19 protein-coding genes are annotated in these 24,914 nt (G+C 46.6%); 5 read left to right on the top strand and 14 right to left on the bottom strand.

The genetic code is table 11. From position 1 onward, the window contains the following. Positions 1 to 53: 53 nt before the first annotated feature. The 6 genes from C2759_RS03060 to C2759_RS03035 form a co-directional block, all read right to left on the bottom strand. Positions 54 to 428, bottom strand: coding sequence for a DUF2946 family protein (locus tag C2759_RS03060; RefSeq protein WP_215356217.1), 375 nt, complete (start codon positions 426 to 428; stop codon positions 54 to 56). A 115-nt stretch (positions 429 to 543) separates the two neighbouring features. Further along, on the bottom strand, positions 544 to 2,043 hold the full coding sequence (locus C2759_RS03055; protein WP_215356215.1) for a tripartite tricarboxylate transporter permease: 1,500 nt from the start codon (positions 2,041 to 2,043) through the stop codon (positions 544 to 546). A 44-nt stretch (positions 2,044 to 2,087) separates the two neighbouring features. Then, the gene (locus C2759_RS03050) at positions 2,088 to 2,615 is read right to left on the bottom strand and encodes a tripartite tricarboxylate transporter TctB family protein (protein WP_215356213.1); all 528 of its coding nucleotides are present in this window, start codon (positions 2,613 to 2,615) and stop codon (positions 2,088 to 2,090) included. A 121-nt stretch (positions 2,616 to 2,736) separates the two neighbouring features. After that, entirely contained in the window at positions 2,737 to 3,735 is a 999-nt protein-coding gene (locus C2759_RS03045; RefSeq protein ID WP_205621330.1) for a tripartite tricarboxylate transporter substrate binding protein, read from the bottom strand. Positions 3,736 to 3,922: 187 nt separating this feature from the next. Continuing rightward, positions 3,923 to 4,399 carry a DUF1854 domain-containing protein gene (locus C2759_RS03040; protein WP_215356211.1) on the bottom strand — a complete coding sequence of 159 codons (477 nt, stop codon included), beginning with the start codon at positions 4,397 to 4,399 and terminating at the stop codon, positions 3,923 to 3,925. After that, complete coding sequence (locus C2759_RS03035) at positions 4,396 to 6,738, bottom strand: ABC transporter ATP-binding protein (protein WP_215356209.1); 2,343 nt, start codon at positions 6,736 to 6,738, stop codon at positions 4,396 to 4,398. Before C2759_RS03035 ends, C2759_RS03040 begins: the two co-directional genes overlap by 4 nt. Before the next feature lie 210 nt (positions 6,739 to 6,948). Between C2759_RS03035 and cphA (C2759_RS03030) the strand changes: the two genes are divergently transcribed. Both cphA (C2759_RS03030) and cphA (C2759_RS03025) read left to right on the top strand, forming a co-directional pair. After that, complete coding sequence (gene cphA, locus C2759_RS03030; RefSeq protein ID WP_215356207.1) at positions 6,949 to 9,141, top strand: cyanophycin synthetase; 2,193 nt, start codon at positions 6,949 to 6,951, stop codon at positions 9,139 to 9,141. Beyond that, positions 9,142 to 11,712: a cyanophycin synthetase gene (cphA, locus tag C2759_RS03025; RefSeq protein WP_215356206.1), complete on the top strand. Its 2,571-nt coding sequence runs from the start codon at positions 9,142 to 9,144 to the stop codon at positions 11,710 to 11,712. Positions 11,713 to 11,811: 99 nt separating this feature from the next. Here the strand turns inward: cphA (C2759_RS03025) and C2759_RS03020 are convergent, their stop codons facing one another. The 6 genes from C2759_RS03020 to C2759_RS02995 form a co-directional block, all read right to left on the bottom strand. Continuing rightward, positions 11,812 to 12,822, bottom strand: coding sequence for a class 1 fructose-bisphosphatase (locus C2759_RS03020; protein ID WP_215356205.1), 1,011 nt, complete (start codon positions 12,820 to 12,822; stop codon positions 11,812 to 11,814). A gap of 63 nt (positions 12,823 to 12,885) precedes the next feature. Next, the gene (gene pepN, locus C2759_RS03015) at positions 12,886 to 15,495 is read right to left on the bottom strand and encodes an aminopeptidase N (protein ID WP_215356203.1); all 2,610 of its coding nucleotides are present in this window, start codon (positions 15,493 to 15,495) and stop codon (positions 12,886 to 12,888) included. A gap of 33 nt (positions 15,496 to 15,528) precedes the next feature. Then, a complete protein-coding gene (locus C2759_RS03010) occupies positions 15,529 to 16,104 on the bottom strand; it encodes a TMEM165/GDT1 family protein (RefSeq protein ID WP_215356202.1) in 576 nt (191 codons plus the stop codon). Positions 16,105 to 16,177: 73 nt separating this feature from the next. Beyond that, a complete protein-coding gene (ald, locus tag C2759_RS03005) occupies positions 16,178 to 17,296 on the bottom strand; it encodes an alanine dehydrogenase (RefSeq protein ID WP_215356200.1) in 1,119 nt (372 codons plus the stop codon). Positions 17,297 to 17,306: 10 nt separating this feature from the next. After that, positions 17,307 to 18,632: an amino acid permease gene (locus tag C2759_RS03000; RefSeq protein ID WP_305849437.1), complete on the bottom strand. Its 1,326-nt coding sequence runs from the start codon at positions 18,630 to 18,632 to the stop codon at positions 17,307 to 17,309. Between the two features lie 272 nt (positions 18,633 to 18,904). Then, positions 18,905 to 19,687 (bottom strand): ThiF family adenylyltransferase, encoded by a 783-nt coding sequence (locus C2759_RS02995; RefSeq protein ID WP_215356196.1) that lies wholly within the window; start codon positions 19,685 to 19,687, stop codon positions 18,905 to 18,907. Between the two features lie 22 nt (positions 19,688 to 19,709). Here C2759_RS02995 and pdxH point away from each other — a divergent pair, with 22 nt between their 5' ends. Next, positions 19,710 to 20,345: a pyridoxamine 5'-phosphate oxidase gene (gene pdxH / locus C2759_RS02990; RefSeq protein WP_215356194.1), complete on the top strand. Its 636-nt coding sequence runs from the start codon at positions 19,710 to 19,712 to the stop codon at positions 20,343 to 20,345. Positions 20,346 to 20,374: 29 nt separating this feature from the next. On the opposite strand, the gene msrA is transcribed toward pdxH, so the two are convergent. Then, positions 20,375 to 20,947, bottom strand: a complete 573-nt coding sequence (gene msrA, locus C2759_RS02985) for a peptide-methionine (S)-S-oxide reductase MsrA (RefSeq protein WP_215356193.1) — start codon at positions 20,945 to 20,947, stop codon at positions 20,375 to 20,377. 52 nt (positions 20,948 to 20,999) lie between these two features. Between msrA and C2759_RS02980 the strand changes: the two genes are divergently transcribed. After that, on the top strand, positions 21,000 to 22,403 hold the full coding sequence (locus tag C2759_RS02980; protein WP_251367008.1) for an aldehyde dehydrogenase family protein: 1,404 nt from the start codon (positions 21,000 to 21,002) through the stop codon (positions 22,401 to 22,403). Positions 22,404 to 22,420: 17 nt separating this feature from the next. Here C2759_RS02980 and leuE read toward each other — a convergent pair whose 3' ends face one another. Continuing rightward, complete coding sequence (gene leuE / locus C2759_RS02975) at positions 22,421 to 23,089, bottom strand: leucine efflux protein LeuE (protein ID WP_215356191.1); 669 nt, start codon at positions 23,087 to 23,089, stop codon at positions 22,421 to 22,423. A gap of 251 nt (positions 23,090 to 23,340) precedes the next feature. Between leuE and C2759_RS02970 the strand changes: the two genes are divergently transcribed. Beyond that, entirely contained in the window at positions 23,341 to 24,912 is a 1,572-nt protein-coding gene (locus C2759_RS02970; RefSeq protein WP_215356189.1) for a DEAD/DEAH box helicase, read from the top strand. The last annotated feature ends 2 nt before the right edge of the window (positions 24,913 to 24,914 follow it).

The raw sequence follows: 24,914 nt of genomic DNA, 5'->3' as shown, positions 1-24,914 counted from the left end.
TTGCGGCAATATGGTGTTGCCCAACGCATAGCTAGGCTATGCCCTAAAAATATTTAGGTTTGTGTAGGGGGTGCAGCTGAGGGTGGAGTTACCCAAGCAGCGAGTGGCTTAGGTGATTGATAGAAAAGCTGCGGCAGCAGAGCAAGTGTTTGCGGCGCTTGGAAAGTGAGATTGGTATTGAAAACTGGTGTGATAGCTGTATGAGCGATGCAATACGGACATGGCTGAACTGACTCAGCCAACTCTGTTTGCTCAGAGCTTTGAACGCTAATTTGTGACTTTGTGCCATCTGCCGCACAAATCTCCATTGCAAAACCTTGGCCATGTTTTGCAAGCGATACCGCTTGAGAAACCGCTGGCGCAAGCGAACTCATTGCGATTGCCAAAGCAGCAATCCAGTGAATGAGGCGGTTTTTACGGAAATTCATGATGTGGCGATTTTATCGGATTTTTTGTAGTCATAGAAAAAGGGGGCTTGCGCCCCCTTCTCTTTGCTCAATTTTTGCTTTTGACTAAATTGAGCTGTATTTTTACTTCTTTAGCTTACGCTGCAGTTGCTTTTTTCTTGCCTGTGAGCTTGCCAATTAATGGCCAGAACAGCAATACCAAGGCTAGAGTTGTAATACCAGCTACCAAGTAGTTTGAGAAGAACACGTCAACACTACCTTGAGAAATCAACATGGACTGACGGAATGAATCTTCCGCACGGTCGCCCAATACCAAGGCCAAGACCATTGGTGCCATTGGGTAGTCGAGTTTCTTAAAGATGTAGCCGAGTAAGCCAAAGCCCATCATCAACCAAACGTCGAAAGTTGCATTGTGAACGGTGTAAGCACCAACCGCACAAATTACAATAATGACTGGGGCAATGATTGAGAATGGAATTCTCAAGATTGAGGCAAACAATGGAACGCAAGTTAATACAACAAACAAGCCTGCCAAGTTACCCAAGTACATACTAGCAATTAAGCCCCAAACAAAGTCTGGCTTCTCAACGAAGAGCAATGGTCCTGGTTGTAAGCCCCAGATCAACAAGCCGCCGAGCAATACAGCTGCAGTTGGTGAACCCGGGATACCTAATGAGAGCATTGGTAGTAAAGCGGCAGTACCAGCAGCATGGGCTGCTGTTTCTGGAGCAACAATACCTTCCATCTCGCCCTTACCAAAGTTCTCGCCCTTCTTGGACACGCGCTTAGCAACGCCGTAGGCCATGAAAGAAGCTGGAGTTGCACCACCTGGGGTGATACCCATCCAGCAACCAATCAAGCAGCTGCGCAGTGTTGTAGCCCAATACTTTGGCAACTTCGCCCAAGTCTCAAGAACCACTTGACGACGAATCTTTGCAGCGGCACCCTTAAATTCAAGACCTTCTTCCATCGACAACAGAATCTCGCCGATACCAAACAAACCAATCACAGCAATCAAGAAGTCAAAACCACGCATCAGCTCGTGGCTACCGAATGTCAAGCGCAATTGACCTGTCACTGTATCCATACCAACTGAAGCTAGAGCAAAGCCCAACATCATGGCGGAGATCGTCTTAAATGGTGATCCCTTGTTCATACCTACAAAACTACAGAAGGTGAGCAAGTACACCGAGAAGAATTCTGGCGGACCAAATTGCAGGGCAAACTTTGCGACCAAAGGCGCCAAGAAGGTGATCATCACAATCGCAAAGAACGCACCAACAAATGAAGATGTGAACGCTGCTGTTAAGGCTTCGCCAGCTTTACCTTCACGGGCCATTGGATAACCATCAAAGGTAGTCGCAACAGACCAAGGCTCACCAGGAATGTTAAACAGAATAGATGTAATCGCACCGCCAAATAACGCGCCCCAGTAAATACAGGAGAGCATGATGATTGCTGAAGTTGGCGGCATTGTGAAGGTCAATGGCAACAGAATCGCAATTCCGTTAGCGCCACCTAAACCTGGCAATACGCCAATAATCACGCCGAGTGTCACACCAACGATCATTAACAGTAAGTTAAAGGGTGTCATTGCAACGGCAAAGCCGCTGAATAGAGCGTTAATTTCTTCCAACTTGAACTCCTTCTTTTCTAATCTTTTTTAATAGTTATTCTTTTTTACTGCACGCCAATGAACTCAAGCGGATTAATCCAGGAGCCATGTGGCAATGGAACTTGGAACCAGTACTCAAACATGAGGTACAAGGCCACACTCACACCTACAGAAACTGCTGCTGCTTTCCATAGTGGGTATTTACCAAGCCAGACCATGAATACGGCGATGTAAATTACAGATGAAACATAAATACCGATCAGCTGAACACCGAGCACAAAGACAATAGCTGGCAACATCACAGCCATCACCTGCTTGAACGATTCTTTATCAACAAATGTTTCTGTCTCTTTTTTCTTATCAACCACTACAGCTTGATAGAGCGTCACTGAGCTGGAGAGCAGAATGATTAAGCTAATGTAGAAAGGAAAATAGCCGGCCTCAGGGCCATCGCTACCCCAACTGGCGCCTAATTTAATACTTCCCACCATGACCACTAGGCCCACGGCAATAAATAAGAGTGCAGTGAAGATATCCATCATCCTAACGCTGATCAGGGATTCTTGATTTGAATTATTTGTATGTTCAGACATGTGCTTCGTTCGCTAATAAATGGTTAATTAATACTGCTTTGTGTTTAATACTTAGTGCTACTACGTTTTACATTTAAAAAAATAGGGCCTCCTCACAGAGGCCCCATCTCATATCTAAAAATTACTTAGCCAAGAAACCTGCTTCAGTCATCAGTTGCTTGTGGAGCACTTCATTCAATGTCAACCAGTTAGTAAATTCTTTACCGGTCATGAATGTTTGGTTAAATGCGCCATCAGCCATGAACTTCTTCCACTCAGGTGTCTGTAGTACTTTTTTGAACACATTGATGTAGTAGTCAATCTGCTCTTGAGTAACGCCTGGAGCCATGAAAATACCGCGCAACATCACGTAGTCAGTAGTAACTCCAGCCTCTTTGCAGGTTGGAACGTCATACCATGATTGCGTAGCAGTAATCTTCTCTTTGTAAGGCATACGAGTGTCATCAAATACGCACAAGGCACGTAATTTGTTAGCACGCCATTGAGCGACTGCTTCGATTGGGTTATTCACAGTAGAGTCAACGTGATTACCTACGAGCTGCACAGCAACGTCGCCACCCCCTTTAAATGGGATGTAAGTGAACTTAGCACCAGTCGCTTTTTCAAGGGCAACAGTAATGATTTGGTCTTCTTGCTTAGAGCCAGTACCACCCATTTTGAATTTACCTGGGCCAGCTGCTTTAGCGGCGTCGATATATTCTTTGGCTGTTTTGTATGGCTTGTCTACGTTGTTCCACAGCACAAACTGATCTAATGCCAACATGGCTACTGGAGTGATGTCTTTCCAGTTAAATGGGACGCCAGTTGCCAATGGAGTTGTGAACAAGTTTGAGAGGGTAATAACGATTTTGTTTGGATCGCCCTTAGCTTCTTTCATTGCCAAGAAACCTTCAGCACCAGCACCAGCAGATTTATTTACTGGAATAACAGCCTGCTTCATCAGATTATTCTTCGTGATGATGCCTTGGATCATACGAGCCATTTGGTCAGCACCACCGCCAGGACCGGCAGGAATGATGAACTCAACTGGCTTAGTAGGTTCCCAAGCAGCGAAAGCAGGTGAAACAGCAGCAGCACCGAGGGCTAATGCGGTGGAAATCAATGCCCCTTTTAACTTCATCTTCATGAACGCTCCTCCAAAAAAATTTGAATACCAATATTACTTTGGCTTTTATTTGTTATGTGAGGATTTTTATCCAAGCTGTGGCATGAACACTTGATAAGAGTCAACAATTATCAAATGGGTAGTTAGGGCAAACACTAACTCCTAAGTAAAAACCCTAGCAAGGCCTTTACGAAATATTGAACTAGCGGAATCGATCCAAAAGCTTCTTGCTGACTTTATCCAGTTGTGTGGAATCTTTAATCAAAAATTGCAGGCCATTGGAATCTGCAATGAGGAGCGTATTACTTGCAATGCGACGAATATCTTCCTCTCCCTTGAGACGAATTCTGGTGGGGCCACGATCGGTTTCAATATCCCAAATACTCGGGGTAGCAAAAGTGGATACCTTGGTGATTTTTTCAATCACCGGCATGAACTCGCGGGCAGCCAACCCTTCCTCAAGGAGGGCTAACTCGCCTTCGGGAATCGTAGTGATGCCATCAAACCAACATAGCTCTTTGCCCGACTGATCCATGATTGAGATTCCGGCACCTGGTGCGGTAATCGGGAATGCTCTTACTGGATAGACGCCAACATGACGAGTACCAACTGCATCAATGAGTACTAGTCGACCCAGGGCGTCACGCTCAAGCTTGTGTGGCTTTTGATACTGACTCATACCCCGCCCCCAGTTTCCTTAGCGATGACTTGGAGGTTTTCTTGTTTGAGCTCACTCTCATCAATACTTTCACCAATCGCGCCACCCTCAACCAACTCCGCAGCATGACGCAATTGAGCTTGGTATAGGGCGTAGTAAGCACCCTGCGCATCCATTAGCTCATCGTGCGAACCAATCTCCACAATCTCACCTTTATCGAGCACAACCAAGCGGTCTGCTTTTCTTAAAGTAGAGAGACGATGGGCAATTGCAATCGTAGTGCGGCCCTTAACCAAGTTATCTAAAGCGCGCTGAATTTCTTTTTCGGTGGTGGTATCTACAGATGAGGTGGCTTCATCCAAAATTAGAATACTTGGATTAATCAACAGCGCACGTGCAATGGAAATACGTTGGCGCTCACCCCCTGAAAGAGATTGGCCGCGCTCACCTACTAAGGAGTCATAACCGAGTGGTAAGCGAAGAATAAATTCATGCGCATGTGCTGCGCGCGCCGCTTCAATAATTTCTTCACGAGTAGCGTCCGGCTTTCCGTAAGCAATATTTTCTGCAATCGTGCCAAAGAATAGAAACGGCTCTTGTAAAACTAAACCAATACGTTTGCGATAGTCGGCAATCCTGATGCTACGGATATCGCGACCATCCAAGGCAATCGAACCAGCACTGACGTCATAAAAGCGGCAGATTAAGTTCACCAAAGTACTCTTACCAGAGCCGCTATGGCCTACTAAACCAATCATTTCTCCAGGAGCAATATCCAGATCAATCCCTTTGGAAACAGCACGATTGCCGTAGCGGAAACCCACGCCCCGTAGGGAGATGTGGCCTTTCACTGCACCTAAAGGTGCTGGATTAATTGGCTCAGGAACACTCGAAACATGGTCCAAGATATCAAAAATACGTTTAGCTCCAGCCGCGGCTTTTTGCGTATGCGAAACGATGCGACTCATTGAATCGAGTCGAATATAAAAACGTCCGATGTAAGCAAGGAATGCAATCAACACACCAACGGTGACCTTTTGATGTGCAACCTGCCAAATACCAAAACCCCACACTACTAAAAGACCGGTTTCTGTTAGTAACGTCACCGTGGGGGAAAACAATCCCCATACGCGGTTGACGCGATCATTGATTTGCAAATTGTGTTTATTGGAATCAACAAAGCGTTTGAGCTCACGATCTTCTTGAGCAAACGCTTTGACCACCCGGATTCCTGGAATCGTATCAGCCAAGATATTGGTTACTTCAGACCAAACGCGATCAATCTTTTCAAAACCAAATCGCAGCTTATCGCGCACCACATGAATCATCCACACGATAAATGGTAGTGGCGCCAAAGTGACCAAGGCCAGCAAAGGATCAATTGATACCAGAATTGCTGCCGTCATGGTAATCATGATGACATCGGTTGCAAAATCCAAAGCGTATAAAGATAAGAATACGCAGATGCGATCTGTCTCAGCACCAATACGTGCAATCAAGTCGCCAGTTCTTTTGCCACCAAAATACTCTAAAGATAATTTGAGCAAATGCTCAAAAGTCGTATTACGCAGATCTGCGCCGATGCGCTCACTCACCAATGCGAGTAGATAGGTTTTCCACCAACCGAGGCCCCAAGCAACAACTGCTGCAGCGAAGAGGGCAAGCAAATATTTAGTTGCTAAATCAAAATCAATCGGATTACCTTTTTCATATGGAATCAATACATGGTCCATCAAGGGCATCGTCAAATAAGGCGGAATCAGTGTGGCGCCGGTTGACAGTAAAGTCAGAACAAAGCCCAGTAAGAGCTCTTTTTTATAGGGGCGTGCAAAGCGCCACAACTTAAATAAAGTCCAAGTCGATGGAGGGGCATCCTCTTCTGGATCGCACGTTGGGCAAGCGTCTGAGTTAGCAGGCTTAGGGCTTAAACACACCGGACAAACCTGCTTATCGTATTCAGAAGCCTCGGGCTCGTTACCAATCTGGTCACCCCGAATTAACTGCCTAAAACCACTCTGCAGACGCAATACTTGAGGATTAACGGCCAAAGTGAAGTACCAGAGTCGTAGTAGGCTAGCCTCAGACTCCAGCTTGAGATGCCCTACTCCAGCGTGGTCGCCATGCAAAAGATGGGCTCCAGGGCTAATCGGCCAGAATTCCGAGCGAATACCGTCACTCCAAAATAGACCTGTAGGAATCAAGCAAAGCAGGCTTTTCTCAAAGCGCATTTCACCATCGAGATCAAGCTCAACCCATGCCAGTATGGAGTTGAGATCTTTTACTGGGGATTGAGAAGCCTCTAAAACACTAGCCCAATGACCTGGCAAAGTGTGGGCGGATGGGGAAATTTCAGGCTTCATTAATCCTAAAAGTATAGTGGAGCTCAGTTTTTTAGATTTACTAATACTGTCAACTTTAGTGGGTAGAAAGCCGTTAAATTGACAAAGTAGGCTTTTTTAAGCATTTTTGCTAATTTTGTGGATTTTGAATAATTACTAGAACCAGAGAGACAGTCTGAGACATCTCCGCCCTCATTTTCCATGTTGGCGCCGTGATCCCCCACTCCACATATGCCCCAATTACTAGATAAAACCATTGAAATCCTGAGCCATAGACATCTTCGTGGCCCCAATATGTGGAGCTACAACCCAGCGCTTGAGGTATTGATTGATATCGGCGACTTGGAAGATTATCCATCTGACCTCATTCCCGGTTTCTACGATCGCCTTAGTAAGTGCCTTCCCAGCCTGCATGAGCATCGCTGCAGCTACGGAGAGCCAGGCGGGTTTTTAAAGCGCGTTGAAGAAGGTACTTGGCCTGGACATATTCTGGAACACCTCACCATTGAGCTGCAAAACTTAGCTGGCATTGCGGGTGGCTTTGGAAGAGCTCGGGACGGTGGTCGTCGAGGCGTATACAAAGTCATTGTGAGCGCTACCGAAGAGGCAGTGACATTGCAGGCCTTTCAGTTTGCACGCGATCTTCTCCTCACCCTAATTAAAGATAATGGCGATGCTATTGCGCAAAGAGAACAGATTGTTGAAGACCTTCGCGATTTAAGCGATGACCTCTGTCTTGGTCCCAGTACAGCCTGCATCGTCAACGCTGCAACCGCACGAGAAATTCCCTACATCAGGCTATCTAGCGGCAATTTAGTACAACTTGGATATGGTTCTAAGCAAAGACGTATTTGGACAGCAGAAACTGACCAAACCAGTGCCATCGCAGAAACTATCTCGCGCGATAAAGACCTTACCAAGAGCTTACTTGCCAGTGCTGGCGTCCCCACTCCAGAGGGTAGAACTGTTACTAGTCCGGATGATGCCTGGGAAGCGGCGCAAGATATTGGCCTGCCAGTAGTTGTAAAGCCAATCGATGGCAATCATGGTCGTGGTGTATTTATCAATCTTTACACCCAACAAGAAATTGAAGCGGCATATGCTGTTGCTATTAACGAAGGTAGTGAAGTTTTAGTAGAGCGACATATCATCGGTGACGAACATCGCCTATTGGTAGTAGGCAATAAAGTAGTGGCAGCCGCCAAAGGTGAAACCGTTTGGATTACGGGGGATGGCAAACATACCGTTCTTGAACTCATTCAGATTCAAATTAATTCTGACCCACGTCGGGGTACCACCGAAGAGTGCCCTCTCAATCCAGTTCGTATCGATTCTGCAGTTGAGTTAGAGCTTGCACGCCAGAAACTCACTGGTGACAGCATTCCCAGCATTGATCAAAAGGTACTCATTCAAAGTAACGGTAACGTTGCATTTGATGTAACCGATTTAGTTCACCCTGAAGTAGCTCATCAAGTTGCTCTGGCTGCACGCGTAGTAGGATTAGAAATTGCTGGTATTGACCTTGTGGCCCAAGATATTAGTAAACCACTAGAGTCACAGAATGCTGCCATCGTCGAGGTCAATGCAGGTCCTGGCTTATTGATGCATTTAAAACCTGCCAGCGGCAAACCTCAACCCGTAGGCGAAGAAATTGCAAATCATTTATTCCCGCCAGGTTACGATTTTAGGATTCCTATTGTTGGCATTAGTGGCAATTCCGGAAGAACCATCGTCGCTGAAATGGTTGCCCATTTTATTAGACTGACTAACGCGCATGTTGGGCTCTCCACTTCTAATGGCTTGTATTTCGGTAGCCGTACCATTAAGCAAACCTCCTCTTCTCATTGGGATAATGCGCGACGTACACTACAAAATAGGGCCATCGAAGTCGCTGTAATTGAAAATGACAATGCCTCTCTTTTGCTAGAAGGTCTCGCATACGACCAATGTCAAGTTGGCATCGTTCTCAACATTGATCCGCTTAAGCTCTTTCCAGAACACTACATTAGCGAGGAAGATCAATTATTTAACGTGGTTCGAACCCAAGTTGATGTCGTATTACCGACAGGTACTAGCGTGTTAAATGCAGATGACTCCATGATTGTGAAAATGGCTGAACTCAGCAAGGGTGAAGTGATGTACTTCTCTCAAGACCCAGCCTCCCCTGTAATAGCTGCTCACCAAGAAAAAGATGGCCGCTCAATTATTGTGGGCTTATCTTTCATCACCCTCAAACAGGGTAAGTTAGATAAATTAGTTATCCCCATCCCACCAAGTGTGAGAGATGCATCCCTTGATTGGGCTCCCAACTTAAGTCTTTCAGCTGCCATTGGGGCTGCTTGGGCTTTAGATATTCCGTTCAACGTTATCGAAGCTGGTGTTGAAACATTTGTTTCCAGCTCCAATATTCCAGCAGGGGCTTAATTGGAAATCACCCGTATTCGCATGTTGCGTGGCCCAAATTTATGGAGCCGCCATACCACTCTAGAGGCAATTGTTTCTTGTGACGAATCAGAGCGTTCAATCGACTCAATTCCTCAATTTGAAATCAAGATTCGTGAACGCTTTCCCCAGCTAGGTAGTATGCGCCGAGGTGGACACAATGAAGCTCTCTCCCTAGCCCATGCCTTGGAGCATGCTGCCTTGGGCCTTCAGTCCCAGGCTGGCTGTCCAGTCACTTTTAGCCGCACAGTACAAACTATTGATGTGGGCGTCTATCAAGTTGTGGTGGAATACACAGAAGAAGTCGTTGGTCGCATGGCATTTGACTTTGCATTTGGATTAATCCAGGCAACTCTCAATGATGTACCGTTTGATTTAGCAGCCGCTCTCTCAGAATTAGGGGCTTTGTATGAGGATGTACGTCTAGGCCCGAGCACTGGATCCATTGTTGACGCTGCAGTACAAAGAAATATCCCTTATCGCCGTATGACTGAAGGCAGCATGGTGCAGTTCGGTTGGGGTAGCAAACAAAAACGTATTCAAGCCGCCGAGACCAGCGATACAAGCGCAATTGCAGAAGCCATTGCACAAGACAAAGAGCTCACTAAAAATCTCTTAGCAGCCGCAGGCGTATCAGTTCCAATTGGCGAGGTAGTTACCACTGCTGATGATGCATGGCGCGCGGCACAGAAAATTGGTGGCCCCATAGTGCTTAAACCTAAGGATGGCAATCAAGGTAAAGGCGTTGTTGCAAACATTCAAACAGAGGAAGAGGTACGTGCTGGTTTTGTTGTGACCCAAGCCTTTGGTCGAGAAACCATTGTGGAGCGCTATTTACCTGGCGCAGACTACCGTTTACTAGTGGTTGGAAATCGCTTATCTGCTGCGGCACGTCGCGAACCTGCTCAAGTGATTGGCGATGACAAGCATACCGTTGCTGAACTAGTTGAGCTGGAAAATAAAAATCCATTACGTGGTGACGGTCATGCAACAGCATTAACAAAGATTCGGTTTGACGATATTGCTCTTGCGCATTTAGCCAGCAATAATCTAAGCCCTAAATACATTCCCAAAACTGGGGAACGCGTTTTGCTGCGTAACAATGCCAACCTGAGTACTGGTGGCACTGCAACTGATGTTACAGATGATGTCCATCCTGATGTTGCAGCCAGCGCTATCGCTGCTGCGCAAATGATTGGCTTGGACATCGCAGGTGTCGATATTTTGTGCGAAGCAATTTACAAGCCTTTGGAAGCTCAAGGCGGTGGAATTGTTGAGGTCAATGCCGCACCAGGCCTACGTATGCATCTCAAGCCTTCCTATGGCAAGAGCCGCCCTGTAGGCGAAGACATCATTAATACGATGTACCCTCTTGGCGAGGATGGCAGAATTCCAGTTGTTGCGGTGACTGGAACCAACGGTAAAACAACCACCGTACGCCTGATTTCTCATTTACTCAATGAAACCGGCCTACGGGTTGGCATGACAACCACTGATGGCGTGTATATCAACCATCGACTAATTGATTCAGGAGACTGCAGTGGGCCTAAGAGTGCTCGTAACGTCCTCATGCATCCCGACGTAGATGCCGCTGTTTTAGAAACAGCTCGCGGCGGAATGCTGCGCGAAGGCTTAGGTTTTGACCGCTGTGAAGTTGCTGTTGTTACCAATATTGGCGAAGGAGATCATCTCGGTCTTAACTACATCACTAGTGTTGAAGACTTAGCGATTCTGAAACGGGTAGTTGTTCAAAATGTGGCGCCGTCTGGCGCTGCAGTTCTCAATGCTACGGATCCTATAGTGGTAAAGATGGGGGATGTTTGCACAGGTCGAGTGATTTTCTTTGCGCAAAATCAACATCACCCGGTGATTGCAGCACATCGAGCTAAAAACAAAAAAGTGATTTACTTTGATGGAGCTTTTATCGTCTGCTCCAAAGGATCACGCGTTCTCTTTCGCTTCCCGGTCAGCTATATCCCGTTGACCCAGAATGGCGTTTTAGGCTTCCAAATTGAAAACGCTATGGCTTCTATTGGGGCGGCTTGGGCATTAGGTTTGGATGCTGAAAAGATTGCGCGTGGCCTCCACTCGTTTGAGAGCTCTGCCAATGCTGTGCCAGGTCGCTTTAATCAATTCCAGCATAAAGGTGCCACTGTCATCGCTGACTACGGCCACAATCCAGATGCTATGCGCGCTTTAGCTAGCGCAATTGAGGCCATGAAACCTAAAAAGAGCCACGTTGTTATTAGCGGCGCCGGCGATCGTCGTGATGAAGATATTCGCGATCTAACTCGTATTCTTGGCAATAGCTTTGACAATGTCATCCTGTATCAAGATCAATGTCAGCGTGGCCGCGAAGATGGTGAAGTACTCAAGCTTCTTCAAGAAGGTTTAGTGGGTACCAAGAAAGCTAAGCAAGTTAAAGAGATTACTGGTGAATTTCTTGCTATTGATACTGCTCTGAATGATTTGTCTGCCGGCGATATCTGCCTGATACTCATTGACCAGGTCGAAGAATCGCTAGCCTATCTTAAAGAGCAGGTTCGGCCATAATCATTTAATTCATTTTTAGGCAATGGCCTGAAGTAAAAACGCCCAATCAGTGATTGGGCGTTTTTGTTTAATCTTACTAGCTCAGGTTGAGACGAACACCTATACCTGAGAATGGTAATGCTGTAAGCGCTCAATCTCTTCTTTAGACCCCAGCATGACAGAGACACGCTCATGTAATTCTGTAGGAATCATGTCCATAATTAATTGATCACCATTAGTTGATGCACCACCAGCCTGCTCTACTAAAAAGCTCATGGGATTAGCTTCATACATGAGGCGTAACTTGCCTGGCTTATGAGGTTCACGTTGGTCCCATGGATACATGAAGATACCGCCACGCGATAAGACGCGGTGAACATCGGCAACCATGGACGCAATCCAGCGCATGTTGAAATCTTTATCACGTTCACCACTGACACCTGCTAAGCACTCATCTACATAGCGGCGCACAGGCTCAGCCCAGTGACGCATATTTGACATGTTGATGGCAAACTCTTTCGTTGAGTGCGCAATCTCAACCGCATGCTTAATTAAGATGAATTCACCAGTCACTTTATTGAGCGTAAACATTACTACGCCTTCGCCCAACGTTAATGCCATGGTTGTTTGCGGGCCGTAGACAACATAACCTGCGGCCACTTGATGGCGGCCTGATAGTAAGAAATCTGAAGTTTGTAATGGGGCCGTAGGATCCTGCTTCTTCAGTACAGAGAAAATAGTACCGATAGATACATTCACATCGATATTTGACGAACCATCCAATGGATCAAACAATAGCAAGTAGTCACCAGTACCCTGAACTGGGAGTGGTAATTCCATTTCTTCAGAAGCCAGACCGGCCAGAGATTTACATCCCTGCACACCATCAATTAGTAAGTCATTGGCAATCACATCCAGTTTTTGCTGAACTTCACCTTGGACATTGCCGGTGCCAGCAGAGCCTAATAAGCCAATTAAAGCGCCTTGTGCGACCTCATGACTCAGGGTTGAGCAAGTATGTGCAACTGCTAACAACAGTTCTTGTAAGCCAGCGGGTATGCCAGCATCCTTCACCTTGGCGGATGTCAGGTATTGCTTGAAATTAGTATTAAAGGTGCTTGAAGCGCTCAAAAGGAATTTCTCCGAAATGTGGTTGGTTCTGCAATGGCTCTATTTTGCCTTGTTCTGAATCGATTAATTACCCAAAGCCTTTGAAACCACCTCTTTCACATCTGGAGAGAGGGTTTCGCAAGCCGCAACCTGCTTTAGGGCTGCCAGCATATGGTCTTGGTAAGGCTTGGCAAATTGACGCCAGCGATCCAATCCCCTAGCTAAACGAGCAGCAACCTGAGGATTGATGAGGTTTAAGGCCAGAACGGATTCAGCCCAAAATGCATAACCACTGCCATCCGCCTGATGAAAGCTAGCAGGATTATTCATGCAAAAAGCATGAATGACACTGCGAACTCGGTTGGGATTATTCATCTTAAAGGCTTCGTGCTCATGTAAACGCTTGACTTCATTCAATGTCGATTCAGCATTTACAACTGGGGGTCTACTCGATTGCAATGCAAACCATTTATCAATGACTAAAGCATCGTCAGCAAATCGGCTATAAAAATCCTCCAAACAAGCAGTCGCTGATTTTGATCCATGAATGACTAAGCCAGCTAAAGCAGCATATCGATCAGTCATGTTGTCGGCATTCTGATACTGATTGACTGCCATAGGCGCCCAGATCAAAGGGTCCGCTTCAAGCAACATACTCAATGCCAGATTCTTTAAGCCGCGCTTACCAGCGCTTGCTGCATCTGGATTAAATGGTCCTGGCGTTTGCATCTGCTGATAGAGTGCTGCCCACTCGATACGCAACTCGCTGGCAATGACGCGGCGGAAATCGCGGCGTGCCTCATAAATTTTCTGCGGATCAACACTCGCGCACTGCTCATACAGATAAGTCTCGGCAGGTAAAGTCAGTGCCAGTTCTTTGAATGCAGGATCTAAGTTCGGATCAGTTAGTAAAGTGCGATAAGCCTCAATCAAAACTTGATCAGGCAAGCGATTACCTAGAATCATTTGCATTGCGAGTTTCTGGCCAGCCTCCCAGCGATTAAAGGCATCATCATCACTTGAGAACATAGTGAGCAGATCAGCTTCGCTTTGATCAAAATCTAAATTAATCGGAGCTGAGAAATTGCGATTAATCGATAACACTGGACGGCTCATCACCTGATCAAAAGTCCAGACTTGCTGACCTTGCGTTAACTCCAACAAAGTTTCAAGCTGGTCATTTTCAGATGTTAGTAAACGCATCTTCAATGGAATGTGAAAAAGCTTGCCATCTTTGTGCGCTGTATTTGCTGAAGGGCTTTGCGTCAAAGTCACTTGATATTGTTTTTTGTCCGCATCATAGAATTCCTCCACCTTGACCTGAGGAGTGCCGGCCTGGCTGTACCAGTTTTTAAACTGGGAAAGATCGCGGCCATTGGCATCAGCCATGGCAGCCAAGAAATCATCACAGGTAACTGCTTGACCATCATGACGCTGGAAGTATAAATCCATGCCTTTACGGAAACCCTCAACACCTAATAGAGTTTGATACATCCGCACTACTTCCGCGCCCTTCTCATACACAGTGACGGTGTAGAAATTATTGATCTCTTGGTATTCGTCTGGACGAATTGGATGTGCCATTGGCCCCGCATCTTCTGGAAACTGTAGTTGACGCAATAAGCGCACATCTTCAATGCGCTTTACTGCTTTACCAGACTCAGTCCCCATCTGATCTGCAGAGAACTCTTGATCGCGAAATACAGTTAAACCCTCTTTTAATGAAAGCTGAAACCAATCCCTACAGGTAACTCGATTGCCGGTCCAGTTATGGAAGTACTCATGAGCTACAACGCTTTCGATATTGGCAAAGTCGGCATCAGTTGCAGTATCTGCTTGAGCCAGGACATACTTAGTATTGAAAATATTCAGACCCTTGTTTTCCATCGCGCCCATATTGAAATCACCCACCGCCACAATCATGAAGCGCTCCAGATCTAACTCAAGGCCATAGCTTTTCTCATCCCAACGAATTGAGGCAATTAAAGAATCCATTGCGTGACGGGTCTTTTTCAAATCATGCGGCTCAACCCAAATCTGTAATAACTTTTTTGCACCACTGCCTGTAGTGATGGTTTCTTCTATGCATTCCAGTTTTCCGGCAACCAAGGCAAACAAATAAGATGGTTTTGGAAACGGATCCTCCCAAACAGCGCTATGCCAACCATTCGGTAATTTTTCAGCACTAATTAGGTTGCCGTTCGATAACAACACTGGGCATTCTGACTCACGAGCACGAAGAGTGACGCGATAACGCGCCATCACATCAGGTCTATCGAGGAAGTACGTAATCTTTCTGAATCCCTCCGCTTCGCACTGGGTAAAGAAATTCCCATTGGAAACATATAAGCCCATGAGCGAGGTATTTTTCTCAGGTACACATACGCAGATGATCTCAACAATGAAAGCTTGCTTACCCTCATTCGGCAAAGCGTGGATAGTCAGTGTTTCTGGATTAAGTTCAAACTGGCGATGGGCTTCACAATTGATGCGCAAACTCACGAATTCAAGTTCATAGCCCTGCAGTACTAAAGGTGTACCAGCCTCATGACTAGGGCCAGGCAGAACTTCTAGGCGACTCTTCACTATTGTCCTAGCGGGATCTAAAGCAATATCTAGATCAACTTGTGAAAAGGTGTAATTGGAAGCGCGGTATTCGAGCCTGCGAAAGCTCTGTGGCAGATCAGTTTTCATAGGGTAATTTTAAGCCCCATGGAAAAATTCGACCTAACCCCAAATAAGGGTAGCAATACCAATAGCGATGAAGGTGATAGCTGCTACCGCATGTACCCACTGAATGGGCATACGATTGGTGAATTTTTGCCCAACCCAAACTGCTGGGGCATTCGCCAGCATCATCCCCAAAGTAGTGCCAACCGTCACAGAAAAGACATCGGGATATTTTGCACCCAAGGCGATCGTAGCGATTTGGGTCTTATCTCCCATCTCAGCTAAGAAAAAGAGTCCGACCGTCAGCATAAATACCTGAAAAGCTCGATCGGCTACTTTTGATCCAGCTGCATCATCAATATGATCAGGCACCAAGAGCCAGAGACCTATTCCCAAAAAGCTTAAGCCCAAAATCCACTTGAGCAGATCTGGACTCATAAAAGTAGTGAGCCAATGTCCCAGTAAAGCCGCACACGCATGATTAGCAATTGTTGCAATGAATATCCCACCAATAATAGCGAGCACCTGCTTTGGATAGCGCGCAGCCAACATCATAGAGAGTAATTGGGTTTTATCACCCATCTCCGCTAGAGCGACGACACCAGTAGAAAGTGCTAATGCAGATAAGTCCATTCTTAGGATGATAGAGGAAAGCTTGGGAGTCTAGACCCCCAAGACACTCCACTATAAGGCTGCAATCAAACCATTAGGCAGCCAATAACTCTTCCGCCAATACAAAATCCACTCTTTGCGCCTTAGCAACTGGCTCGGATGTGAGCTGACCTCGGTGCACACTTAAACCATTGCGTAAATGATGATCGTGCGACAACGCCTTCACCATACCCCGATTTGCCAGGGCTTCAATGAAGGGGTAAGTTGCATTCGTCAAAGCAAAGGTAGAAGTTCTTGCAACTGCACCAGGCATATTCGCTACACAGTAGTGCAGCACACCATCCACAATAAAGGTAGGGTCAGTATGTGTAGTAGGTTTAGATGTCTCAAAACATCCGCCTTGGTCAATCGCTACGTCTACTACTACCGCACCCACCTTCATTTTGCGTACCATCTCGCGTGTTACCAGTTTTGGGGCTGCAGCACCAGGTAACAATACGGCGCCAATGACCACATCTGCTTCACAAACCTCGAGCTCGACTAAAAGTGGATCAGCATAAAAGGTTCTCACACGATTGCCATAAAGTATGTCAATCTGTCTTAAGCAATCAATATTACGATCAAATATGCAAACATCTGCACCCATCCCAACTGCCATTTGCAAAGCATTGCGCCCTACAACTCCCGCTCCCAATATCACCACTTTTGCAGGCGCCACTCCGGGCACACCCGCCATCAAGATACCTAAGCCTCCATTTGTTTTTTCTAGATGCGTAGCGGCTGCTTGTATAGACATCCTGCCCGCAACTTCACTCATCGGGGCTAGGAGTGGTAATGCGCCATTAAACGAGGTTACGGTTTCATAAGCAATACAACTTGCACCTGATGCGAGCAATGCTTTAGTCTGCTGCGGGTCTGGTGCTAGGTGTAAATAGGTAAAGAGAATTTGATCCTCACGCAACATCGCACATTCCTGTGGCTGAGGTTCTTTTACCTTGACCACCATCTCTGCCTTTGCAAAAACTTCAGCAGCACTATTAATTAATGTAGCACCAGCAAGACGATAGGACTCATCGCTCAAGCCAATTTGCTCACCTGCCCCACGTTGCACTAAAACAGAATGACCTTGCTTACATAAACCCCTCACATTGCCTGGGGTCAAGCCAACACGAAATTCATTATTTTTTACTTCTTGAGGTACGCCAATAATCATTTATGTCTCCTTATTTGAATTCACGACTCAGTTTTGTTTTGCGATGCAAGCCAACGATGTAGAACATGGCGAGATACACACCTAATAAGCACGGACCTAAGACCAAGGCAATCCGTGCATCCTCATGAAAGCCCATCAACACCACTACTAGGGCGATAAATGCCAATGCGAACCACGAGGAATAGGGCCACCAAGGTGTGCGATATGCCAACTCTGCAACCTGGGCTTTTGAAAGCGAGCGTCGAAACTGAATTTGCGTGATCAAAATAGCAATCCACACCATCAAACCAACAAAGGTCACTGCGGCCATGATGTATTGAAATGCTTTATCTGGAACAAAGTAGTTCAGCACTACGCCAGTCATACAAACTGCTACGGTAGCCATCACCGCACGATGTGGAACACCATACTTTGACAACTTGGCAAATGGCGAAGGTGCGTACCCATTGACTGAGAGTGCGTAAAGGAGTCGACCACCACTAAAAATGCCGGCATTACAAGATGACAAGGCAGCAGTGATGACTACGAAGTTAATGATTCCAGCCGCTTCGCGTAAACCAATTCGCTCAAACATCACCACGAATGGACTGCCCTGTTGGCCAACCTCATTCCAAGGGAAGATCGCTAGAATGACAAAAATCGCGCCCATATAAAAAATTAAGATGCGCCATGCCAATGAATCAATCGCCATCGGAATAGTTTTGCGTGGATTCTCCGCTTCACCAGCAGATAAACCAATCATCTCAATGCCAACATAGGCAAACAGGACCATCTGCAAAGAGAGCAACATCCCACTAATGCCATTAGGGAAGAAGCCACCGTGCTGCCATAAGTTGGCAAGACCAATAGGATTCCAGTCATTAGTAAAGCCAAAGAAAATGACTGAACCACCTAAGGCAATCATGGCAACAATGGCAACCACTTTGATAAGGGCAAACCAAAATTCAAACTCACCGAATACTTTGACAGCAATGAGATTTATTAGACCCATCATCAAAATGGAAGATAAAGCCCAGATCCACTGCGGCGTCTCAGGAAACCAAATCCCCATGTAAATGCCAACCGCGGTGACTTCGGCTATTCCAACGACGATCCAGTAGGTCCAGTAACCCCACCCGACCATATAGCCGGCAAGCGGTCCTACGTAGGTATTGGCATAAGCTGCAAATGAACCAGCAACTGGTTCATGCACCGCCATCTCACCCAAGTTGCGAAGCACGATGAAGGCTACGATGCCAGCCAGCAGATATCCCAACAAAATTGAAGGTCCTGCGATTTGAATCGCACTTGCCGAGCCTAGAAATAATCCAACGCCAATAGTGGACCCCAAAGCCATGAGGCGAATATGCCGCACTTTGAGGTGGCGCTGTAAACCAGTTTGTTCAGTCTGCAAAAGAGACCTCCTTTCAATTTGTCATTGGCAAATCACCAACGAGGCAAAGTCTAGGGAGGACTGCGCATCTACACTAGGGGATGAGAGTGCGAAAAGTACTTAAGCAAATAAATATGATGCGTAATAAATGAGCGTTCTATATCAGCGTAGGCTTAATAGGCTATTAATAAATTTGGGATGACAGCAGAATCCGTAATTTCCTACAGGGATTCCCCTTAAGGATTCATAGATGGATTTGAAAAAATTACTTGCTGAGCAGCAATAAGATTTAAAACTTCAGCAGCAGCGGCTAAACCACAAGCTGCCGTAACCATCACGGTAGATCCATAACCAGAGCAGGCAAGACCACCACTAGCAGCCCCCGCGCGTGGCTCATGAGAATAAATTGCGCGAATACCTATTTTTCTTTTCAAATTTCTAGAAAAGCCGTGATCCTGTCTAAGGCCTTGACGCACCTTTGCTAACAAGGCATCTTGCTCAGTTCGCGAAAGATCATCGCAGCGCACAGAAGTAGGATCTGACTTTCCACCGGCTGCACCGCACATCACCAGAGCACGCTCATTTTTGTTCGCCCACACAGCCAAAGCAATCTTGATTTGCACTGAGTCAGTCGCATCTAAAACAATCGCATTTTCTGGAATCAAGATATCTAGATTTTCTGGCTCCAAAAACGCATCATGGGTAGTCAGCATGATTTCAGGATTAATTTGGCGAATGCGATCAGTCATAGCCTGTACTTTTGCCTTACCAAACTCACCCTCCAAGGCATGCAGTTGACGATTGGTATTGCTTTCGGCAATGTGGTCAAAATCGATCAAGACGAGATGTCCGATGGCAGTACGAGCTAATGCCTCAGCAGCCCATGACCCCACTCCACCTAATCCTGCCACTACCACTGTCGCATGACGAAAACGCTCACGCAGCTCTGGACCATATAGACGAGCTACACCCCCAAAACGACGATCTCCCAAACTGTCTTCTACCTTGTCTTCTGCCATAGACTCTCTTTATACTGAAATAATGGACTCCATTGCTCAACTTCGCAAAAACTACACTTTCGGTCAGCTTTCAGAGACTGAGGTTTCACCAAATCCACTGGACTTATTTCAAGTTTGGTTTGATCAGGCCGTGAAAGCGGAGTGTCCCGAACCCAACTCCATGACTTTGGCAACTGCAGATTCTGCGGGCAATCCATCAGCCCGTATTGTCTTACTAAAAGGTGCGGATAGTGCTGGCTTCACCTTCTTTACCAATTACGAAAGTCAAAAGGGTAAAGAACTGGCTGCTCGCCCACACGCTGCCTTGTTGTTTCATTGGCACGAGCTAGAACGTCAGGTTCGCATCAAAGGAATCGTTGAGCGCGTTAGTCCTGCCGAGAGCGATGAATACTTTCACTCCCGACCAGCAGCATCTCGAATTGGGGCATGGGCTTCACCACAAAGCTCCGAAATTCCCAATCGCGAGTTTCTTGAGGAAGCTGAAAAGCGTTTTGCAGCAGACTTTGGAGACAAGCCGCCACGCCCAGAGCACTGGGGAGGATACCGCCTACAACCTACTGAGATTGAGTTCTGGCAAGGCCGTCCTTCACGCTTACATGACCGTATTCACTATCAACTCGATGGCGCTCAATGGCGGATTACTCGCTTGGCACCCTAAAAGATTGGATTACGTTTAACCCAGTTTTTCTACCGAAACTCTGGCGCAATCAGAGATTGAAACTTTGCTCTGAATTTTGCCAACTTAGGAGCAACGACTGCCATACAGTAGCCCTGCCCCGGATGCTGACGAAAATAATTCTGGTGATATTCCTCAGCTGGGTAAATAACTGGCGCCGCATCAATTTGAGTCACTATTGGATTGGAGTAAATCTTCGCATTCTCTAACTCTTTGACTATTTCACGGGCAGTTGTAGCTTGACTATCACCGTGAGTAAAGATCACCGAACGGTATTGGGTTCCACGGTCATTGCCTTGATAATTCAAAGTAGTTGGATCATGAATTACAAAGAAGATCTCTAATAAATCACGATAGGACACTACCGCCGGATCAAAGTAAATGTCGACGATTTCAGCATGTCCTGTTTGGCCAGTGCAAATGGAGTCATAGTCCGGATTTGGCATTGCCCCTCCCGCATACCCTGAAACCACAGCACTTACGCCGGAAATTTGCTGGTAAACCGCCTCCAGACACCAGAAACAGCCACCGCCTAAAGTAGCGCGCTCGAGAGTTGGGTGATTTTTGAGAATAGTTTCGTTCATGGCTTTATCCTAATGCCTTATTCAATCGTTTGCTTGCTCTACATAAAACCTCATGCCGATAAACCGCTTCACAATTCAATTAGACGAAATCAAGGCAGCTTATGCCTCGGAACCGAACCCCTCCCTACAGGTTCGCCTTGAGCGGATTGGGCGTATTGAGCGAATGATTGCCGCCAATGAAGAAAAAATCTGCAAAGTGTTGGCTGCAGATTTTGGTACTCGCCACCCCACTGAGAGTCGACTTCTTGAGTTTCAAATAATTTATCAAGCTTGCAAACATGTTCGTCAGAATCTAAAAGAGTGGATGAAGCCGCAGCTAGTGCCAACGCCTGGATTTTTGGGTTCATCTCACGCTTGGACACAAATGCAATCTATGGGTGTCGTGGGCATCATGAGTCCCTGGAATTACCCAGTACAACTAGCACTTTTGCCAGCGATCGCTGCTTTTGCAGCAGGTAATCGCGTTTGGCTAAAGCCGTCAGAAAGAAGTTCTCGCACCTCTGGATTCTTGGCAACTTTGATTCAAGAATATTTTCACCCAATCGAATTTTGCGTAAGCGTTGGCGGTACCGAGGTTGCAGAATCTTTTGCAGCACTCCCTTTTGATCATCTATTTTTTACAGGCTCCGGAGATATTGGAAAAAAGGTCATGCGTGCGGCAGCAGATCATCTAACCCCAATTACTTTAGAGCTGGGCGGCAAGTCTCCAGCAATTGTTGACTCCTCAGCGAAGCTCAAAGAGGCAGCTGCTAGCATCATTTATGGCAAGTTAGTGAATGGCGGACAAACTTGCATTGCGCCGGATTACGCCGTTATTCGCGAAAGTGATTGCAATGCATTTATTCAAGAGCTGCAGAATGCTGCGCAAAACCAATTTTCCAACCCAGAAGAGTTCACTGGCCCGATTGATGAGCAGCAGCTAGCACGCTGGCAAAAACTCGTTCAAGATGCAATAGATCATGGTGCACAAGCAATTCCACTGATTTCGCCAACGAACAATACTGGACTGCCATTTACTCCAGTAGCACTCTTAAATGTTTCTGAGAGTGCGCTGATCATGCAAGAAGAGGTATTCGGCCCCATTCTGCCAATCGTGACAATCAACGATATCGATTCAATCATCCGATATATTAATGAGCGCCCAATGCCATTAGCCATGTACTGGTTTGGTAAAAATAAAGAAGCAATGAAGCGCGTTTTAAAAGAAACTCGCTCTGGTGGCGTCACAATCAATGACACCCTTTTGCATGCTGCTGTGGAAGATTTACCCTTTGGGGGCATCGGCGCAAGCGGTATGGGCGCTTACCATGGCAAAGCAGGTTTTGAGGCATTTAGTCATCGCAAATCTGTTTTAGAGGTGCGCGGTTTATTTGGTCTTCCTTTTTTACGTGGCACTCAGTTAGCAAGACCACCCTACGGTAAAGGTGTTGAGCGCTTATTGCGTTGGCTCAAATAATCCCTGATCAAGGCTTATCAATAGAGTAGTAGCTTTCCAGCAAAGCCAATTAGCAGAGCTCCAACTAGAAACCAAAGAGCTGCGGCGTAGTGAGGGTGACGATTAAAGAAGCTGAGAAAAAATTGCCCAGCAAAGATGAGGCTTATTAAGTAGGTCATGCTCACTATTTGCAATACCAGAGCTAGGTATAAAAAGGTATGCACTGGATGCGCATACTCCGGTTGAATAAACTGCGCAAAGAATGAGACGAAGAAAAAGATTGCCTTAGGATTAGTTAAAGATAAAGTCAGTGCAGCTATTGCTGGATGTAGGGTACTTAAGTAATGAGACTGACTATCTCCTGATACCAGTACTTGAGTGCCGTGCCAACGCGCCAGGCCACTCCGAATAAAACCATATCCCATCCACGCCAGATAAGCGACGCCAAACAAACGCAAGATATTGAATGTGGATGGCGATGAGTTCAGTAAAGTTGCAGCACCTAAGGCGATGCCGATCATCAAGATAGCGTCGCCAATAAAAATGCCTACGGATGCCCACGCACCAGCGCGCCATCCCTTTACCGAAGCAATCGCCAGTACATACAGGGAATTTGGGCCGGGAAATAAGATCGTAAAAATGACACCCACAAGGTATGCAGGGAAATCAACAATGCCAACGCTTGAGGGCGTAATAAACCAATTCATCACCTAATCATAATTAAATTCGGGAAAACCCTTGTAATGGGCTCCTTAAAATGTCATAATTAGAAGCTTTTTAAAGCAATTTGATTCATCGCCCCCCAGCTATATTTCAGCGCATCGTTTAGAAGTCATAAACACCGAATTTACAAAACGCGCTGCCGCCTGTCTGATGGTCGATGCCTTTGACCATCACACTCAATAAAAAACAGAGAGTGTATACACGGAGACATCCCATTAACGGGATGTGTAACAGCATGACTTTTTCTAAAGAAACCAATCCTACTGGAACAGAATTCCAGAATTTCGCCCTCGCGGCGCCACTCCTTAAAAACGTTGCTGAACTGGGTTATACCCAAGCTACTGAAGTGCAAGCTCAGGTTATTCCTGCCGCTCTCGCTGGTGGTGATTTATTGGTCAGCAGCCAAACTGGTAGCGGTAAAACCGCAGCCTTCTTATTGCCTTTGATTAATCAACTCATTGAGGACAATCCAAACGGATCACCTGTTCCAGGTCGCGCACAGCCTAAAGTACTAGTGCTCTGCCCTACTCGTGAATTAGCTCAACAAGTTGCCGCTGATGCAGTGAACTTAGTTCGCGGCATGAAAGGCATTCGCATTGCAACCGTCATGGGTGGCATGCCTTACGGCAAGCAAATCCAAGCACTGAAAGGCGCCTTGTTAGTTGTTGCAACTCCTGGTCGTTTACTCGATCTGACAGACAGCAAAGCAATTCGCCTAGATGATGTAAAGCAACTGGTAATTGACGAAGCCGATCGCATGCTCGACATGGGATTTGCTGATGATCTCGAGGCAATTGATAAGCGTTGCGCTAGTCGCACCCAAACTTTGATGTTCTCTGCAACTTTTGCGCCAAAGATTATGTCTTTAGCTAATGAGTTAACTACTAATGCTAAGCGTATTGAGCTGGCTCATGCTGGCGAGAAGCACGCGAACATTGAACAAAAGCTGCATTGGGCTGACAGCATGTCACACAAGCATAAACTGCTCGAGCACATTTTGGCTGATGCCTCTTTGGATCAAGCAGTTGTGTTTGCAAGCACTCAAATTGAAAGCGAAAAAATTGCTGACACCTTGCGTGCTAATGGTTACGAAGCTAGCGCCTTACATGGTGCCATGCCTCAGGCAGTACGTATGCGTCGTCTTGAGTCACTCCGCAAAGGTCATACCAAGATCTTGGTTGCAACTGACGTAGCAGCTCGCGGTATTGATGTGCCACGTATTAGCCACGTGATTAACTTTGGCCTGCCAATGAAACCGGAAGACTACACGCACCGCATCGGTCGTACAGGTCGCGCTGGTCGCAATGGTGTTGCTATCACTTTGGTTGAACATCGTGATCGCGCCAAAATTCGTAATATCGAACGCTTTACACAGCAAGATATCGTTGCTTCAGTGATCGCTGGCCTCGAGCCACAAGCTAAGCCTAGCTTTGGTGGTGGTGGCGGTCGTCCAGGCGGCGGTCGCTCTGGTGGTGGCTTTGGTGGCGGTAATCGCTCTGGTGGCGGTGGTGGTCGTTATGGTTCTGGTGCTCGCTCAGAGTCTCGTTCTGGTGGCGGAGGCGGTGGTAATCGCTCTGGCAATCATTTCGAATCTCGCTCTGGTGATTCCCGTCCTGCTGGTGACTCCCGTCCATCTGGTGACTCACGTCCTGCTGGCGGCAATCGTTTTGCTGATTCACGCCCTACGCGTTCTGGCGACTCACGCCCAGCCGGTGGCAATCGCTCTGGTGACTCACGTCCGTCTGCTGGTCCACGTTTTGCTAAACCCAAAACTGGCGGTCAACGCAGAAGCTTTAGCGGTAACTAAAA

It is taken from the genome of Polynucleobacter sp. MG-Unter2-18, assembly GCF_018687675.1.
In the GTDB taxonomy this organism is placed as follows: domain Bacteria; phylum Pseudomonadota; class Gammaproteobacteria; order Burkholderiales; family Burkholderiaceae; genus Polynucleobacter.
Note: the sequence above shows the minus strand (reverse complement) of the source record. Positions and strands in the feature narration are given on the sequence as shown.